The organism is Streptomyces sp. AF1A, assembly GCF_047340315.1.
GTDB lineage: Bacteria > Actinomycetota > Actinomycetes > Streptomycetales > Streptomycetaceae > Streptomyces.
The window spans coordinates 20,404-36,159 of record NZ_JBLEBI010000056.1 but is presented as its reverse complement, the minus strand read 5'-3'; the positions used below and the strand labels follow the sequence as shown (position 1 = coordinate 36,159).

The 15,756-nt window shown below is 71.7% G+C and carries 15 protein-coding genes; 6 read left to right on the top strand and 9 right to left on the bottom strand.

All coding sequences use genetic code 11. The annotated features are described in order from the left end of the window. Positions 1–454: AAA family ATPase (locus ACLU3S_RS17675; RefSeq protein WP_413952835.1), on the bottom strand; the 454-nt coding region annotated here is incomplete at its 3' end. A 190-nt stretch (positions 455–644) separates the two neighbouring features. Between ACLU3S_RS17675 and ACLU3S_RS17670 the strand changes: the two genes are divergently transcribed. After that, positions 645–1,319, top strand: coding sequence for a dienelactone hydrolase family protein (locus ACLU3S_RS17670; RefSeq protein WP_413952834.1), 675 nt, complete (start codon positions 645–647; stop codon positions 1,317–1,319). Between the two features lie 36 nt (positions 1,320–1,355). Here the strand turns inward: ACLU3S_RS17670 and ACLU3S_RS17665 are convergent, their stop codons facing one another. Both ACLU3S_RS17665 and ACLU3S_RS17660 read right to left on the bottom strand, forming a co-directional pair. Next, a complete protein-coding gene (locus ACLU3S_RS17665) occupies positions 1,356–1,742 on the bottom strand; it encodes a DUF2267 domain-containing protein (RefSeq protein ID WP_413952833.1) in 387 nt (128 codons plus the stop codon). A 179-nt stretch (positions 1,743–1,921) separates the two neighbouring features. Beyond that, on the bottom strand, positions 1,922–3,250 hold the full coding sequence (locus tag ACLU3S_RS17660; protein ID WP_413952832.1) for an erythromycin esterase family protein: 1,329 nt from the start codon (positions 3,248–3,250) through the stop codon (positions 1,922–1,924). Between the two features lie 247 nt (positions 3,251–3,497). Here ACLU3S_RS17660 and ACLU3S_RS17655 point away from each other — a divergent pair, with 247 nt between their 5' ends. The 3 genes from ACLU3S_RS17655 to ACLU3S_RS17645 all read left to right on the top strand — a co-directional run bounded on the left by ACLU3S_RS17655 (position 3,498) and on the right by ACLU3S_RS17645 (position 6,934). Then, positions 3,498–4,703, top strand: a complete 1,206-nt coding sequence (locus ACLU3S_RS17655) for a hypothetical protein (protein WP_413952831.1) — start codon at positions 3,498–3,500, stop codon at positions 4,701–4,703. A gap of 181 nt (positions 4,704–4,884) precedes the next feature. Then, positions 4,885–6,573 (top strand): cytochrome c oxidase subunit I, encoded by a 1,689-nt coding sequence (gene ctaD, locus ACLU3S_RS17650; protein ID WP_413952830.1) that lies wholly within the window; start codon positions 4,885–4,887, stop codon positions 6,571–6,573. A gap of 16 nt (positions 6,574–6,589) precedes the next feature. After that, complete coding sequence (locus tag ACLU3S_RS17645) at positions 6,590–6,934, top strand: cytochrome C oxidase subunit I (protein WP_413952829.1); 345 nt, start codon at positions 6,590–6,592, stop codon at positions 6,932–6,934. Here ACLU3S_RS17645 and ACLU3S_RS17640 read toward each other — a convergent pair. From ACLU3S_RS17640 to ACLU3S_RS17620, 5 genes are all read right to left on the bottom strand, one after another. Further along, positions 6,900–7,418: a hypothetical protein gene (locus ACLU3S_RS17640; protein ID WP_413952828.1), complete on the bottom strand. Its 519-nt coding sequence runs from the start codon at positions 7,416–7,418 to the stop codon at positions 6,900–6,902. The two genes, ACLU3S_RS17645 and ACLU3S_RS17640, sit on opposite strands and share 35 nt — an antisense overlap. Before the next feature lie 43 nt (positions 7,419–7,461). Continuing rightward, positions 7,462–8,427 carry an epimerase gene (locus ACLU3S_RS17635; protein ID WP_413952827.1) on the bottom strand — a complete coding sequence of 322 codons (966 nt, stop codon included), beginning with the start codon at positions 8,425–8,427 and terminating at the stop codon, positions 7,462–7,464. A gap of 67 nt (positions 8,428–8,494) precedes the next feature. Next, complete coding sequence (locus tag ACLU3S_RS17630) at positions 8,495–9,208, bottom strand: DUF2993 domain-containing protein (RefSeq protein WP_413952826.1); 714 nt, start codon at positions 9,206–9,208, stop codon at positions 8,495–8,497. Positions 9,209–9,459: 251 nt separating this feature from the next. Then, positions 9,460–11,652 carry an MMPL family transporter gene (locus tag ACLU3S_RS17625; RefSeq protein WP_413952825.1) on the bottom strand — a complete coding sequence of 731 codons (2,193 nt, stop codon included), beginning with the start codon at positions 11,650–11,652 and terminating at the stop codon, positions 9,460–9,462. Between the two features lie 435 nt (positions 11,653–12,087). Continuing rightward, positions 12,088–12,753, bottom strand: a complete 666-nt coding sequence (locus tag ACLU3S_RS17620) for a ScbR family autoregulator-binding transcription factor (RefSeq protein WP_413952824.1) — start codon at positions 12,751–12,753, stop codon at positions 12,088–12,090. A 163-nt stretch (positions 12,754–12,916) separates the two neighbouring features. On the opposite strand from ACLU3S_RS17620, the gene ACLU3S_RS17615 reads away from it, so the two are divergent. Both ACLU3S_RS17615 and ACLU3S_RS17610 read left to right on the top strand, forming a co-directional pair. Next, positions 12,917–13,831: a TIGR01777 family oxidoreductase gene (locus ACLU3S_RS17615; RefSeq protein ID WP_413952823.1), complete on the top strand. Its 915-nt coding sequence runs from the start codon at positions 12,917–12,919 to the stop codon at positions 13,829–13,831. 193 nt (positions 13,832–14,024) lie between these two features. Next, the gene (locus ACLU3S_RS17610) at positions 14,025–14,894 is read left to right on the top strand and encodes a class II glutamine amidotransferase (protein ID WP_413952822.1); all 870 of its coding nucleotides are present in this window, start codon (positions 14,025–14,027) and stop codon (positions 14,892–14,894) included. A gap of 178 nt (positions 14,895–15,072) precedes the next feature. Here ACLU3S_RS17610 and ACLU3S_RS17605 read toward each other — a convergent pair whose 3' ends face one another. Then, positions 15,073–15,573 (bottom strand): hypothetical protein, encoded by a 501-nt coding sequence (locus ACLU3S_RS17605; protein WP_413952821.1) that lies wholly within the window; start codon positions 15,571–15,573, stop codon positions 15,073–15,075. Positions 15,574–15,756 lie beyond the last annotated feature (183 nt).

Sequence of the window (15,756 nt, the reverse complement as noted above, 5' to 3'; positions counted from 1 at the left end):
GCACCTCGAAGCCGCCCCGGCCGTCGAACCGCACCTCGCGGACCTCGTCGAACCCGTCCGCCGGCGACGGCCTGCGCAGCCGCTTCAGCGTGGCCAGGACGCCGGCGTCCGGGACGCGGTCACGGCCCTGGCGGGCGGCGTTGCGCCGCAGCGAGCCGGCCGCGTCCGGCGGGAACCAGTACGCCGTCACCCTCGCGGAGAGGGAGTGGGCCAGTTCCACCAGCGGCCCCCACTCCTGCGGCGACGGGTTGGTGTTGTCCACGGCCACCGGGCGCCCGGCCACCAGGTGCGCCTCCACGAGCCGCATCTGCCGCCGCTGCTTGTTCCGCGCACTGCGCGGGAACAGGTCCTTGCCGACCAGCTCGTACCGGTGGGCGAGGACCTGCGCGCAGAAGGTGGACTTGCCGGACGCCTGCAGCCCGACCAGCACGGCCATGTCCGCTTCCCTCGCCATACCCGCCACGATGCCACGACCGCCCGGCCAGCGGGGCCGGCCACCGGGGCCCGACCGGCGGAGCCCGACCGGCCGGGCCGCAGGTGGTGACGGTGCGGGCGGGTTCGCACGGGAATGGTGGGTACGCGGTGGGGGACATCCGGGCCGGTGGCCGTCGGCAGACCGGGCGACGTGGAAGAAGTTGGTGCCGATGATCTCCCAGATGGTTCTCCTGCGGACGCCCGACGCCGCGCTCCACGGCGACTTCGTCGTCCCGGCACCGGCGCGGGCGGTGGTCCTGTTCGCACACGGCAGCGGCAGCTCCCGGCACAGCGCGCGCAACCGGATGGTGGCCGCCGAGCTGCGCACGGCAGGGTTCGGCACGCTCCTGCTCGACCTGCTCAGCGAGCGGGAGGAGCGGCATGACGCGCTGACCGCCGAGCACCGCTTCGACATTCCGCTCCTCGGCCGTCGGCTGGTGGCCGCGATCGACTGGCTGGCGGTCCAGCCCGACACCCGGGACATCCCCGTCATCCTGTTCGGCGCCAGTACGGGTGCCGCCGCCGCGCTGGCGGCCGCGGCCGAGCGGCCGGACCGCGTGCTGACCGTGGTGTCGCGCGGCGGGCGGCCCGATCTCGCGGGCGACGCCGCGGAGCGGGTGCGGGCACCGGTGCTGCTCATCGTCGGCGGCCACGACCATGAGGTGCTGAGCCTGAACGAGGAGGCGGCACGGCAGCTGCGGGCGTCGCACGCCCTGCACATCGTCCCGGGCGCCGGCCATCTCTTCGAGGAGCCCGGTGCCCTGGAGGAGGTCGCCGACACGGCCAGGCGGTGGTGCGACGAGAGGCTGCGCTCCTGGCGGGAGCACGCGCGGGAACCGGCGTGACGGCGCCGTCCGCGAGAACCGGCGGCGCGGTCGCGGTCAGCTCAGGTCCGCCCTGCCGAACAGCTCGGCGTAGCTGTTCGGCAGCTGTGCCAGCAGCTCGTCGACCTGACCGCCGGACACCGCGTCGGCGAGGGTGCACAGCACGGCGCTCGCGTCCCACTCCGCGGTGCGCGGGCGCGCGCCGGTCTGCTGGGCCACGCGCCGCAGGAACTCCTCGCGGTCGAAGGACTCGCAGCAGCCCCTGTCCAGGTGCAGCGCCTCGTCCAGCGGGGAAGGCAGCTGAGCCGCCAGTTCGTCGGCCTCCTCCTGTGTGATCCGCGTGGCGAGCGTCCACAGCACGGCCGTGCTGACGTGCTCGGCCTCCTCCTGACTCCGGTACTCGCCGCGGTCACGGACTCGGGTCAGAAATTCCGCCAGCTGCACGGTGACCTCCTGCGCTGTAGGTCCGCGGACGGCCGCGCGTTCCTGCCCGCGGCCCCTGTCGCCCCGGGGCGACTCCACGGAGTGCTCACTCCAGGGTGCGCGGTCGGCACCCGGGACGCCTGTCGGGGCAGCGGGGACGGCCCGCGCGGCCATGCCCCTTCCGGTCTGCCCTGTCGCCCTCACACGCCCACGGGCCACGCCTGCTCCCGCGGACTCTCGACGGGCAGCGGCCGCAGCGGCGTGAGGGCGTGCGTGTGGTCGAGGTGGCAGAACGCGTCGTAGCGCTGCGCCAGCACGGTCGGCACGTAGTTGGCGACCTGCTCGAACTGCGGCCGGTACACGACGCCGATCGCGCGGTGCCCGCGCTCCTGGTGGAACCAGGCCGGCTGCGCGGCATCGGGCTGCTGGAGCTGCACGTGCGGGAAGACGAAGAGCGCGCGCTCCCCGGGCAGCGAACGGTGGAGCAGGTCCTCCAGGCTGCCGGAGTGCGCGGGCGGGACGTCCATGACGCGGGGCGTGTCGCCCCATCGGTCCGCGGCGACGACGGTGCCGGTGTACGAGCCGAAGCCGACCAGCACCACGCCGTCGTCCGTGTGGCGTTCCCGGGCCAGCTGGCCCAGGCTGACCATGCCGGTGTCGGCCATCTCGGTCGCGCGGGCGTCCCCGACGTGGGTGTTGTGCGCCCACACCACCGCCTTGGCGCCGGAACCGTGGTACGCCATCAGCCGGTCCAGCGTCTCGGCCATGTGGCGGTCGCGGATGTTCCAGGACTCGGGCCCGCCGTCGAGCAGGGCCCGGTAGTAGTGCTCGGCGCCGGCCAGCACCTCGGCGTTCTGCCGGGCGGCGAACTCCGCCAGGTGCCCGCCGGGCACGGCGGCCTCGGCGGCCCGCCGCCGCAGCCGGGTGAGCAGGTTCAGCACCTCCGGCTCGCAGCCCTCGGGCGCGAGCCGGAGGGCCGGCGCGTAGGAGTGCGGGTCCTCGGCGTACGGCTCCAGGGAGCGGTAGGCCTCCAGGGCGCTCTCGACGCGGCCGGGGTCGTGCTCGCGCAGATGGCCGAGGACCGCGTGCAGCGACTCCCACAGGCTGTAGACGTCCAGGCCGAAGAAGCCGACCCGCTGCCCGGCGGGCCGCCTCTCGTTGTACCGGCGCAGCCATCGGGTGAAGGTGGCGACGTCGGTGTTTCCCCACAGCCAGGCCGGCCAGCGCCGGAAGCCGGCCAGCACCTCCCCGGGGTCCTCGGGCGCGCCCGGCACCCCGACGACCGAGCGGTGCACGGCCAGGCCGTCGGGCCAGTCGCCCTCCACCGCCACGATCGAGAAGCCCTTCTCCTCGATCAGCCGGCGCGTCAGCGCATCGCGGACCTGGTGGTAGTCGGCGGTGCCGTGGGACGCCTCGCCCAGGAGCACGTAGCGGGCGTCGCCGACGCGGTCGAGCAGCGGGTCCAGCGAGGCCGGACCGTTCAGGGGCAGGGCTTCGTCACGGATACGGATCTCGTCGATGTCGGCCACAGCGCCTCCCTCCCCGGTTCTCCGCCAGGGTCCGGCGCCGGGTTCCCCTCCCGCTCCGGCGCGAAACGGCGGGTGTGCCGCGAGCCCGCCGTGTTCCGACCGGCCGCACCAAAAGGGTGCCGATATCAAGAAAGGCAGACAGAACGTCCTGATCGCCGCTCCCGTCCGGGCGCATCCGCGGGCCGGCGCCTGCAAGGACCGGCGTGGCCCCATTGCGTGGGCGCGCGGGGGCGATCAAGGTCGGAGCGTGAGTACGTTCTCCCCGCAGCGTCGTGACTCCTCCGCCCACGAGCGGCCCGGCACCTGGGCCCTGAGCGGGCGCGGGCGGTGGGCGTGCCCGCCCGGCGCCCTGCCGGCGCTCGCCCTCTTCGCGGCCGTCCGGCTGGCCGGCGCGGCCGTGGTCGTCACGGTGGACCGGCTCAGCGGTCACTCGATGCTCAAAGGGCTCGCTCACACCTGGGACTCGGTCTGGTACCTGCACATCGCGACCCACGGCTACGGCACCCGGCTGCACATCTCACCGACCGGTACCGTCCAGACCGACTGGGCGTTCTTCCCCCTGTACCCGGAGCTCATCCGGGCCTCGGCCGCGCTGCTGCCGCTCTCCCCCGCCGAGGCCGCCCTGCTGATCTCCTGGCTCGCCTCCGCGCTGGCCGCGCTCGGCGTCTACGCGATCGGCCACGGTTTCCACGGCCGTGCCGTCGCCACCGCCATGGTCGCCCTGTGGGCGGCGCTGCCGCACTCGATCGTGCTCTCCCTCGCCTACACCGAGCCCCTCTTCACCGCGCTCGCGGTGTGGTCCCTCCACGCCGTGCTCCGGGACCGCTGGCTGCCGGCCGGCGTCCTGGCCGGGCTGGCGGGCCTGTCCCGGCCGAACGGCATCGCCGCGGCCGCTGCCGTCGTCGGCGCGGCGGCCTGGGAGGTCGTATGCCACCGAGGCCGCGTCTCCCCCGCCCTGTGGGCCGGGGCCTGCCTGGCCCCGCTGGGCTGGACGGGTTATCTGCTGTGGGTGGGGCACCGCACCGGCGACCTTCTGCACGGCTACTTCCAGGTGCAGAGCGCCTGGCAGTCGCGCTTCGACTTCGGCTCCGGGACCTTGCACTTCCTGTGGTCGCTGCCGCTGTACGACGGCGGTGTCGTCTACCCCGTCGCCCTGGTGACCGTCGCCGCGGGCATCCTGGCGTTCTGTCTGCTCTGCCTGGACCGGGCGCCGCTGCCGCTGGTGATCTACACGGCCGCCCTGCTGCTGCCGGTCGTGGCGGTCTCGGGCCCCTTCGAGTCCAAGCCCCGCTTCCTGCTGCCGGCGTTCCCGCTGCTCATTGCGCCGGCCCGCGCCCTCGCACGGGCGTGGCGCACCCGGCCCGCGCGGTTCCTGGCGGTGGGCGCGGCCCTGACCGCCGTGTCCCTGTGCTACGGCGCCTATCTGGTGACGTTCGCCAACCACTCTCCCTGACGGCACGCGACCGACCCGCCGGTGCGCCGGGTCCGGAACGGCACGCGACTGCTCCATTCGGGTGTGTCCGTCATGCGATCGGCCGTGTCTCGGCCGCTGCGGGCGTCGGCGCCGCCTCCGCGCCGCAAGGATGGCGGATGACTGACATGGGCGAACCGCGAGCCCGGGAGACAGACGACCTGTGAGCATTCTGAACGAGCCCAAGGGGCCGGCCGACACCTACGACAGCGAAATCCGGGTCAGGCGCAAGGAGCCCGGCAATGTCGTGGTGAAGTGGCTGACGACCACCGACCACAAGACGATCGGCACGCTGTATCTGACGACGTCGTTCGCCTTCTTCCTGGTCGGCGGCCTGATGGCCCTCATCATCCGCGCCGAGCTGGCCCGCCCCGGCCTGCAGATCATCTCCAAGGAGCAGTACAACCAGCTGTTCACGATGCACGGCACCGTGATGCTGCTGATGTTCGCGACGCCGCTGTTCGCCGGCTTCACGAACTGGATCATGCCGCTGCAGATCGGCGCGCCCGACGTCGCCTTCCCGCGGCTGAACATGTTCGCCTACTGGCTGTACCTGTTCGGCTCGCTCATCGCGGTGGCCGGCTTCCTCACCCCGCAGGGCGCGGCCGACTTCGGCTGGTTCGCCTACTCGCCGCTGAACAGCTCGGTGTTCTCACCGGGCGTCGGCAGCGACTGGTGGATCATGGGCCTGGCCTTCTCCGGCTTCGGCACCATCCTCGGCTCGGTCAACTTCATCACCACGATCATCTGCATGCGGGCTCCCGGCATGACCATGTTCCGCATGCCGATCTTCACCTGGAACGTGCTGCTGACCGCCGTGCTGGTCCTGCTGGCCTTCCCGGTGCTGGCGGGTGCGCTCCTGGTGCTGGAGGCGGACCGACAGTTCGGAGCCCACGTCTTCGATGCGGCCAACGGCGGCGCGTTGCTGTGGCAGCACCTCTTCTGGTTCTTCGGCCATCCCGAGGTGTACATCATCGCGCTGCCGTTCTTCGGCATCGTCTCGGAGGTCATTCCCGCGTTCTCCCGCAAGCCGATGTTCGGCTACATGGGCCTGATCGCCGCGACCATCTCGATCGCCGGCCTGTCCGTGACGGTGTGGGCGCACCACATGTTCGTCACCGGTGGCGTCCTGCTGCCGTTCTTCTCGTTCATGTCCTTCCTGATCGCCGTGCCGACCGGTGTGAAGTTCTTCAACTGGATCGGCACCATGTGGAAGGGGTCGCTCTCCTTCGAGACGCCGATGCTCTGGGCGACGGGCTTCCTCGTCACCTTCCTCTTCGGCGGCCTGACCGGTGTCCTGCTGGCCTCGCCTCCGATGGACTTCCACGTCTCCGACTCGTACTTCGTGGTGGCGCACTTCCACTACGTGGTCTTCGGCACGGTCGTCTTCGCTATGTTCTCCGGCTTCCACTTCTGGTGGCCGAAGATGACCGGCAAGATGCTGGACGAGCGTCTCGGCAAGATCACCTTCTGGACGCTGTTCGTCGGCTTCCACACCACGTTCCTGGTCCAGCACTGGCTCGGTGCCGAGGGCATGCCGCGACGCTACGCCGACTACCTGGCGGCCGACGGCTTCACCGCCCTGAACACGGTGTCGACCATCGGCTCGTTCCTGCTGGGCCTGTCGATGCTGCCGTTCCTCTACAACGTGTGGAAGACGGCCAAGTACGGCAAGCCGGTCGGCGTCGACGACCCGTGGGGCTACGGCCGCTCCCTGGAGTGGGCGACCTCCTGCCCGCCGCCCCGCCACAACTTCGTCACCCTGCCGCGGATCCGCTCCGAGTCCCCGGCGTTCGACCTCCACCACCCCGACATCGCGCTGGCCGAGGCCGAGGCCCACGGCGTGCACTGACCGACCGAGGACAGCGGTGAGCGAACCGACGAGACAGAGAACCGGCAGGGATCTCGCACACGAGGTGGAGGGCTACCTGCTGTGGCAGGCCAGGGTCGCGGAGGCCGAGCAGCGCGCGCAGGAGTTCGTCCGGCCGATGGAGTGGCTGACGACCGCACAGCGAGCGGAGATCGAGCAGCAGTACATCGCGGACAGCCTGCGCCGCGCCCGCCAGGACCTGGAGCGCATCGCGGCCCGGTGCGTGTCCCTGCGGGCCGAGTACGAGAACCGCTACCGCAGACTGCGGCGGCGCTGCGTGGGCCTGGCGCTGGCCGTCTGTGCCGGCGTCACCATGATGGCCACCCTGGTGCTGAGCCTTTGACGGCCGGCCTCCGGGGGGCTCGGCGGTGCCGGTCCCCGGAGGCGATCATCCCGTACGTGACCAGGCCGTAGACCAGGTGCGGGAGCGCGTCCGCGGTCCAGTCGGCGGCCGACCACGTGCGGGGGTCGCTGACCCCGAGACCGGCGATCGGGGCGTCGGTCAGGACCATCGCCAGGGCACCGGTGACCGAACCTCCCAGCCAGAGGGGTGCGCGTACGCCGGCTCGGTGGATCAGCGACACGGCGACGCCCGTGCCGACGCCGACGGCGATGCCCGACAACGCCCCGAGGCCGGTGAGCCGGTTGTCCCGGCCGTCCGAGTCCGGGACCGGATGGCCCGCCTTCTCCGTGGCCCTGTCCACCACGCTCTCGGGGGCGCTGCTCGGGGACCGGCCGCGCAGCGCCATGTCCGCGTAGGTCATGGCGTTCAGCGCCGTGGCGCCGGCGGCCCCGGCGGCGCAGCCACGCGCGATGCTGTGCACCATGCCGCCCCGGGTCCCCGTCCTGAACTCGGCCGAAACGTCGCCGTCAGCGCTCCGCCGCCCGGTCCGCCCGTGCCGTCCTGGAGCGCCGGACGAGGTCCGCGGCGGCGCCCTCCCAGCCGGGGTGGACGAACTCGAATCCGGCCTCGCACAGCCGGCCCGGCACCACGCGGCGGCTCTTGAACAGCAGCTCCGTGTCCGAGCGCAGCGTGAGCGCCCCCAGCTCCGCCATCCGGCGCGTCGCCGGCAGCCCGACCGGCACGCCGCGGGCGACGCGCAGCGTCCGCATGAACTCCCGCTGTGGAAGGGGGCCGGGCGAGGCGAGGTTCACCGGTCCCTCGATGTCGTCCCGGGCGATGAGGAACTCCACGGCGCGCACGAAGTCGGCGTCGTGGATCCAGGAGACGTACTGCGCCCCGCCGGCGACCGGACCGCCCAGCCCCAGCCGGACCAGCCACTGCAGGATGTCGAAGACCCCGCCGCGATCGGGGCTCATGACCATCGCCGCGCGCAGTGCCACCTTCCGCGTGGCGGGCGTCCGCGCCTCGGCCTGCGCGCGCTCCCAGTTCCTGGCGATCTCGACGCTGTAGGCCCAGTAGTCCGGCACCCCGGTCTCGGAGCCGCCGATCACGCCCGTCGCCTCGTCGTTCGGGGCGTCGAAGCGATGGGCGTAGATCGTGGCGGTGCTCATCTGGAGCCAGACGCGCGGTGGCCGCGCGGCGGCGGCGATCGCCTCGCCGATCACCCGCGCGGAGTCCACCCGGGAGTCCATCATGTCCCGCAGGTTCTCGGGGGTGTAGCGGCAGGAGACGCTGCGTCCGGCCAGGTTGACCACGACGTCGCAGCCGTCGACCGCCTCGGCCCAGCGTCCGAGCGTGGCCCCGTCCCAGCCGATGTCGCGCTCCCGCCGCGGGCGCCTGGTCAGCACGCGGACCTCGTGGCCCGCCGCCGTCAGCGCACGGTCCAGGACCGTGCCCACCTGTCCGGTTCCCCCGGGCAGCACTACGCGCATCGAGCCCCCTCCAGCGTTGGTGGGGACAAGCCTACCCCTCGTTTGAACGCGTTCAAAAACCAGGGGGTCAGCGGCTGAAGCGCGACGAGCCGAGATTCACCAGGTGACCGACCATGTCGATGCGTACGCCGTCGGCGGTGGCGCGGGCCGAGGTGAAGCCGACGTTCTCCGGCAGACCGACCCGCCACTCGGCCTTGGCCCGGTCGACGCCGGGGACGGTCAGGGAGATCTCGTCGCCCTGAGCCAGGAGCGTGCCGATGCTGTCCAGCTGCCGCCCGCCGACCGCGCCCGTGACCTTGACGCGTGCGGACTGCCCCTTCGATCCCGGCGCCTGTGAGATCTTGATCGGCCCCCCGTTGCCGGCCAACCGCGAGACCACGCCGGAGAGTTCGTCGTACGACAGCGTGAGCGTGCCGGTGGCCAGGTTCGCCTCGGCACTGCGTGCGGTCAGCGAGGCGACCGTCACCCCGCGCAGGTCGAGACGGAGTTGCCGGACGTTCAGATAGCCGCCCTGCGCGTTGTTCGTGGTGTCGATCGTGAACCGGCTCGCCGACAGCTCGACGTGGTCGAAGTTCTGGCCGAACGCCTGGGTCAGGAACGGGAAGCCCTTGATCGACACGTCCAGGTTCCCGTCCGTCGTGTTGCGGTGGCCGTACTTCTCGGCGGCGAGCTGGGCCACCTCCTTGTCGGCGTAGTGCACGGCGACGCGATCGGCCACGGTGAACAGTACGGCCAGGACCACCACCGCGACCGCCAGGACCTTCACCCATCGACGCTTCATCCCCGATTCCCCCCTGCGGTGCTTCGACGTCACCCTCGCGCGCGATCGGCGCACGGACCGGAGAGATCATGCACCATGCAGGCGCGCGGGTGACGGCCGGGGCCGCTCCGAGAGGTCCCGCGGCAGCCCATGGCGGCTTCGGTCCGCGCCGGCCCAACCCCCTGATACGAGGCGGTGGTTGACGCGCCGCAGGAGAACGGAGGAGTCCCGCCGGCGCCGTGCGGTCCGGCAGGACTCCTCGTCCGGTGGCGTCAGCGGCTGCGGCCCGCCGTGTCCTGGGCGGACGCGTCACGGTCCTCGGTGGCCGTGACCGGCCCGGAGCCGATCGACTCGGCGGGGCCGGCCGGCACCTGCTCCGCGCGGTCGCCGTGGCCCGGCCACCACGCCGCGTGGCCGATGAGCGCGGTGAGGCTCGGGGTGAAGAACATCGCCATGACGAAGGCGGCGATCGCGATGCCGAAGGACACCGCGAAACCCATCTCCGTGAGCAGCGAGTTGCCCGCCAGCATCATCGTGGCGAAGGTCGCCGCCAGGATGAAGCCGGCCGCGGCCACGGTCGGGCCGGCGTGCCGGAGAGCCATGCCGGCCGCCTCGCGCGGTTCCCTGCCCTCGCGGGCCTCCTCCCGGAGCCGGGCGATCATGAGGATGTTGTAGTCCGTGCCGATGGCGACCACGAAGAGATACATGATCACCGGGAGCATGAACATCAGGCCGGAGTGCCCCTCGGCCTTCTGGAAGATCCACACGGTGGCACCGAGAGTGGCGCCGAAGCCGAGGCCCACCGAGGCGATCAGGTACCAGGGGGCGACCACGCTGCGCAGCAGCAGGCCCAGGATGACCATGATGAGGAGGGCGGCGACGGGGAAGACCGTGCGGTAGTCGTGGTTGACCGCCGTGTCGATGTCCTTGTAGATCGAGGACATCCCGCCCACCAGGGCCTTGGTGCCGTCGGGCGCGTCGGCGTGCGCGACGTCGCGCACCCGCTGCACCGCGTCGATCGCCTTGTCCGTCGACGCCTCGTACTTGAGCGTGACGGTGAAGTCCGCGGTGGTGCCGGCCTTGTTGAGCTGGGCCATGCGGGCACTGGCGACGCCGTCCACCGCGCCGAGCTTCTGCGCGTAACTGCCGAAGGCGGCCTTGTCCAGCGGCTTGCCGTCGGTGCTGGAGAGGTAGACGTCGGTGGGGGCGGCGGCGCCCGCCGAGTACGCCTTCTGCATCTCGTCCTGGACGACCATGGACTCCTTGGTCTTGGGCATCGAGCCCGACGCCAGGTCGAAGGTGGCGTGGTAGCCGAGCGTGCCGAGCGACAGCGCGATCAGGACCAGGCCGGACGCCACGGCGGTGAGCGCCGGGCGACGCTGCACGCCGCGGCCCAGGGCGGCGAACCGGGCGTTCTCCGGCTCCCGCTGCCACGACTTGGACGGCCAGAAGACCTTCGGGCCGATCAGCGAGACCACGGCCGGGATCAGGGTCAGGCCCGCGACCAGGGTGGCCGCGACCGCGATGGCGAGCGCCGGGCCCATCTGCTTCAGGAAGCCCAGCGTGGACAGCACCAGCGCGAGGAAGGCGATGATGACCGCTCCGGCGGCCGAGGCGATGGCCTCGCCGACCCGGCCGACCGCGTTGACCATGGCCTGCTTGGACTCGTCGCCCGCCCGTAGCCGTTCGCGGTAGCGGAACATCAGGAACAGGAAGTAGTCCGTGCCCACGCCGAAGAGCACGACGATGAGGATCGACGAGATCGAGCTGTTGGCCTGGAGGTCGAAGAGCTTGGTGGCGTAGGCGATCAGGCCGTTGGCGACGGCGGACACCAGTCCGATCAGGATCAGGGGCAGGACGGCCAGGATCGGCGCCCGGAAGATGATCAGCAGGGTCACCAGGATGATGACGAAGGTGCCGATGCCGATCAGCGCCTGGCCTCGCTTGGAGGAGTCCTGCTGGTCGAGGGCCTGGGCGGCGGAGCCGCCGAGCTTGACGTCGAGGTGGGTGCCCTTGGCGAGTTGCTTGGCGTCGTCACGCAACACCTTGGCGGCGTCGGCCTGTTTGGGCTGGCCGGCGTTCTTGCTGTCCATCTGGACCAGGGTCATGGTGTACCTGCCGTCCTTGGACGGTGGGCCGGGGACCACCTTCTGCACCTGGTCGATGTGCTTGCCGCCCAGCTCGGACGTGATCCGGGCGACGTCCTTCAAGTCGTGGGCGGTCAGCTTGCCGCCGTCGGTGCGCTGGTACAGCGCGATCGCGGACGGCGTGAAGGCGCTGGGGAACGCCTTCTGCTGCAGATCCGCAGCCTGGATGGACTCGTAACTCTTGGGCAGGAAACTGCTCTCGTCGCTGTTGGAGGGCAGGCTGGGGGCGGTGGCGACGATCGCCACCGCGGCGATCAGCCATGCCACGATCGTCCAGACGGGATGTCGGACGACAGCGGCGCCTATTCGTCGGAACATGCGGAAGGTCCTCCTGGACAGGAAGATCACCGCAACCCGGGGAGCGGTCCCTGGCATCGGCGACCCCGACCGGCACGTGTGCAACGGGCCGGTCGAACGGTTGTCTTGGGTGCACATGGTAGTGACCTGCGCCAAGCTCTTCGCACCCGATATCCTTCGGCACGGACCGCGACACGATCGGATCACTCCGGTCCGCACGGCCCGTTCTGCCGGAGAGCGGCGCGCCGCCTGGCCCCAGGCAGCCGTCGGCGCGTACCCGGCGTGCGTTGCGATGCCCACCGGTGACGTCCACACCCGGGCCGGCCCCGGACTCCCTCTTTCGCCCTTGGCATACGCATCCGCCGCACCTGCTCGGAGCCCATTGATCAAACCGCCTCGGCGGTTTTGCGCAGGGGGCTCGCAGACGGGTGCGAACGCGTCGTGGGGAGCGGATCGTCAGGTGCGGGCGCCTGCGAGCACGACCGGGGACTGCTGCCGGACCTCGGCGATCACGCGGGCGCCCCGGTCGGGTGCGGTGTCGAGTCGCACGAGGACGGCCGGGGCGGCGACGGCGGGGAGCAGGTGGTTGAAGAGCGCCGACATGCGCTGGTCGAGGTCGTCCCACCCGGAGACGGCCTGCGAGACGAACTGGACGCCGATCCACGCGCCGAGGAAGACCTGAGCGGTCTCCTCCGGCACCACGTGCGCAAGCACCTCTCCTCTGGTCCTGGCCTCCGCCAGCAGGGACGCGGTCAGGTCCGCCCAGGCCGGCCAGGCGCTGCGGAAGGCCTGCCGCCCCTGGAGGTCGGCCGAGAGCCGGACCCCGGCGAGCAGCATCGGCTCCCGGGGCAGGCGCTGGGCCAGGGTCATGCCGGCGTCCACCCACTCCTGCAGCTTCAGTTCCCGGGGGACGTGGTACTCGGCCGATATCTGCTCCTGCAGCACGCCTTGGGCGAGGGCCGCCTTGGAGTCGAAGTGGAAGTACAGGGCGCCCTTGGTCACGCCGGCCCGGTTGAGGATCTCGGCGATGGTCGCCGCCGCGTACCCGCGCTCGGCGAAGACCGCCGCGGCGGCGTCCAGAACAGCACGTCGGGTCCGGACAGCTCGCTCCTGCCGAGCCATGGACCCTCCTCAAGCTGAAAATTAAACCAAACAGGTCGTACCTTACCCCACCACGTTTCAACTAAAAGGCCCCGTCAAGGGGTTGCAATGAACCGGCAAGCGGTGTCCCGCCTCGTGCTGCACACTTGGATCACTGCACGAGTCGCCTCCCTGGGAGGACGCCATGCGCGTCGCGATCACCGGCTCCACCGGACTCATCGGCACCGCCCTCGCCCGCTCGCTCCTGGCGGACGGCCACCAGGTCGTCCGGCTCGTACGCGGTCCGTCGGCCGCCGCCCCGCGCGACGGCAGCGAGTCCGCGCACTGGGACCCCGCCGGCGGCCAGGTCGAGCCGGGAGCCATGGACGGCGTGGACGCCGTCGTCCATCTGGCCGGTGCGGGCGTCGGTGACCGGCGGTGGACCGCCGACTACAAACGCGAGATCCGCGACAGCCGGGTGCTCGGCACCCGGACCGTCGCCCGGGCCTGCGCCGGTGCGGCGTCCCCGCCGCGCGTCCTGGTGTCCGCTTCCGCGACCGGTTACTACGGCGACACGGGCGAGCGGATCGTCGACGAGAGCGCCCCGGCCGGGAGCGACTTCCTGGCCTCAGTGTGCGTCGACTGGGAGGCCGCCGCCGCCCCGGCCCGGGCGGCGGGCATCCGGGTCGTGCATCCGCGCACCGGCCTGGTGGTCTCGGCCGAGGGCGGCGCCTTCGGGAGGCTCGTCCCGCTCTTCCGCCTCGGCCTGGGCGGCCGGCTCGGCTCCGGTGACCAGTACTGGCCGTTCATCTCGCTGACCGACCACATCGCGGCCCTGCGCTTCGTCCTCGACTCCGAGGAACTCTCCGGACCCGTCAACTTCACGGCCCCCGAGCCGGAGACCAACCGCGCGGTGACCCGGGCGATGAGCCGCGCACTGCACCGACCGGCACTCGCCGCCGTGCCCGCCTTCGCGCTCCGCGCGGCGCTCGGCGAGTTCGCCACCGGTATCACCTGCAGTGCCCGCGTCGTACCGGCCGCCCTGCTGAAGGCGGGCTTCCCCTTCCGCCACCCGACGTTCGAGCAGGCCCTGGACTCCGCGCTGCGCGACGCCCGCTGACTCCTGGACTCCGCGCCGTGAGACGCCCGCCGGCTCATGGACCCGGCACTGCGCGACGCCTGCTGACCCATGCGTGCTGTGGCGTACGCGGGCGCCCAGCCGATCACGTCCACGGCCCAGCGCGGCCTGTATCGTCCGGTTACCAGCGGAATACACCGGATTGACGCCCTGTCGGCGACGAAGGAGGACGCCCATGTGCCGCCTTTTCGGGCTGACCAGCGCTCCGCAGCGCACGCATGCCACGTTCTGGCTCCTCGACGCTCCCGACAGCCTGAGCGCGCAGAGTCACCGCGAGCCCGACGGCACGGGGCTCGGGTACTTCGGGCCCCGCGGCACACCCGAGGTGCACAAGGCGCCGATCGCCGCCTACGAGGACCGGGTGTTCGCCCGGGAGGCCCGGCAGGTCGAGTCGGCCACCTTCCTCGCGCACATCCGGTACGCCTCCACCGGGGGCCTTGACGTGCGCAACACGCACCCCTTCGAGCAGCACGGGCGCCTGTTCGCGCACAACGGGGTGATCGAGGGACTCGACGAACTCGACCGTCACCTCGGCCCGGACCGCGCCCTCGTGCACGGCGACACCGACTCCGAGCGCTTCTTCGCCCTCGTCACGCGGGAGACCGAGGCGCACGGCGGTGACGTGTCCGCCGGGATCGCGGCCGCCGCGCGCTGGGTCGCCGGGAATCTCCCTCTCTTCGCGCTCAACGTCGTCCTCGTCACCGCCGGGGAACTGTGGACGCTGCGCTATCCCGCCACCCACGAGCTGTATGTCCTCGAACGGCCCGCGGGCGGCCGTCACGGGTCGCGCCATCTCGACCACACCGGCAGCCACGGACGTCTGCGTGTCCACTCGGCGGCTCTCGCCGCCGTCTCCTCCGTGATCGTGGCCAGCGAACCCCTGGACGAGAACCCGAACTGGCGCCTCATGGAACCGGGCGAGCTGCTGCACGTGGACCGCGGCCTGGGGACCACCTCCCGCATCGCCCTGACCTCTCCCCCGGCCCATCCCCTCACCCTCGCCGATCTGCGCCCCGAAGCGGCGGCCTCCCAGCGGCCCGTCTAGCCGGCCGGGCTCGGCGCGCTTCCCTCACGGCCGCCGCAACGTCGGCGGCGGCCTCACCCGGGCGCTCGACGTGCTCGCCGTTCAGGCCGGTGGCGGAGGACCGGAGCCGGCGCCGGAGCGGGTGGCCTCCGCCGGGCAGGGATCACGTTCGCGTGCTGCTCGGGCGCTGGTGAGCAGGTCAAGCGGCAACCAGTGAGGCGTGGATGCGGCTGACGGCACGCAGAATGTCATCTCGGTTGTGCGCGCGCTTGACCCATGCCGGAAGACGGGCCACCAAGGTCATCTTTCGCCCGGTGTCGTACCAGGGTGCTCGTTGCCGCAGCGTTGCCTGGACGAATTGACGGATCAAGTCGAGATGTTCGAGGTTGTACGCCCACAACCACCCGTGCCTGGTCTCGGCCTGGAGCCACAGGGGTATTCCGAAGTACGGATCCGTCGCGGGTTCGGCGGTGCCGGCAGCGAGCGCGACACAACGGCCGTTCCGCTCCCGGGACAGTCCGCAGTGACGACAGACCAGACGTCGCGGCCTGAACAGGATCCGACCGCCGGGATCGGCGTCTTCGGGCGCCGGGACGACACGAGCGGCCTTCCAGCAACCAGGACACCGCACCATGATCAAGCCGATGAAGTCGTTCTCGGTGCTGCGCGGATCCCGGAACCGCTCGGAGAACGTGGCCATGCGGTGAGTATGCGACTGCCGTGCGCAACGACGCATCTTGATTTCGAACGCTCACGCTCAGACCTCGCGAGCGATGCGACCACGGCCGCACCGAGGCCCACGTGCCCAGATCGCCGTCCCGCCGATCCGGACGGAACTGCCCTGGTCCGGGGCGCCTGCCGGTGATCCGGTTCACGCTCGGTG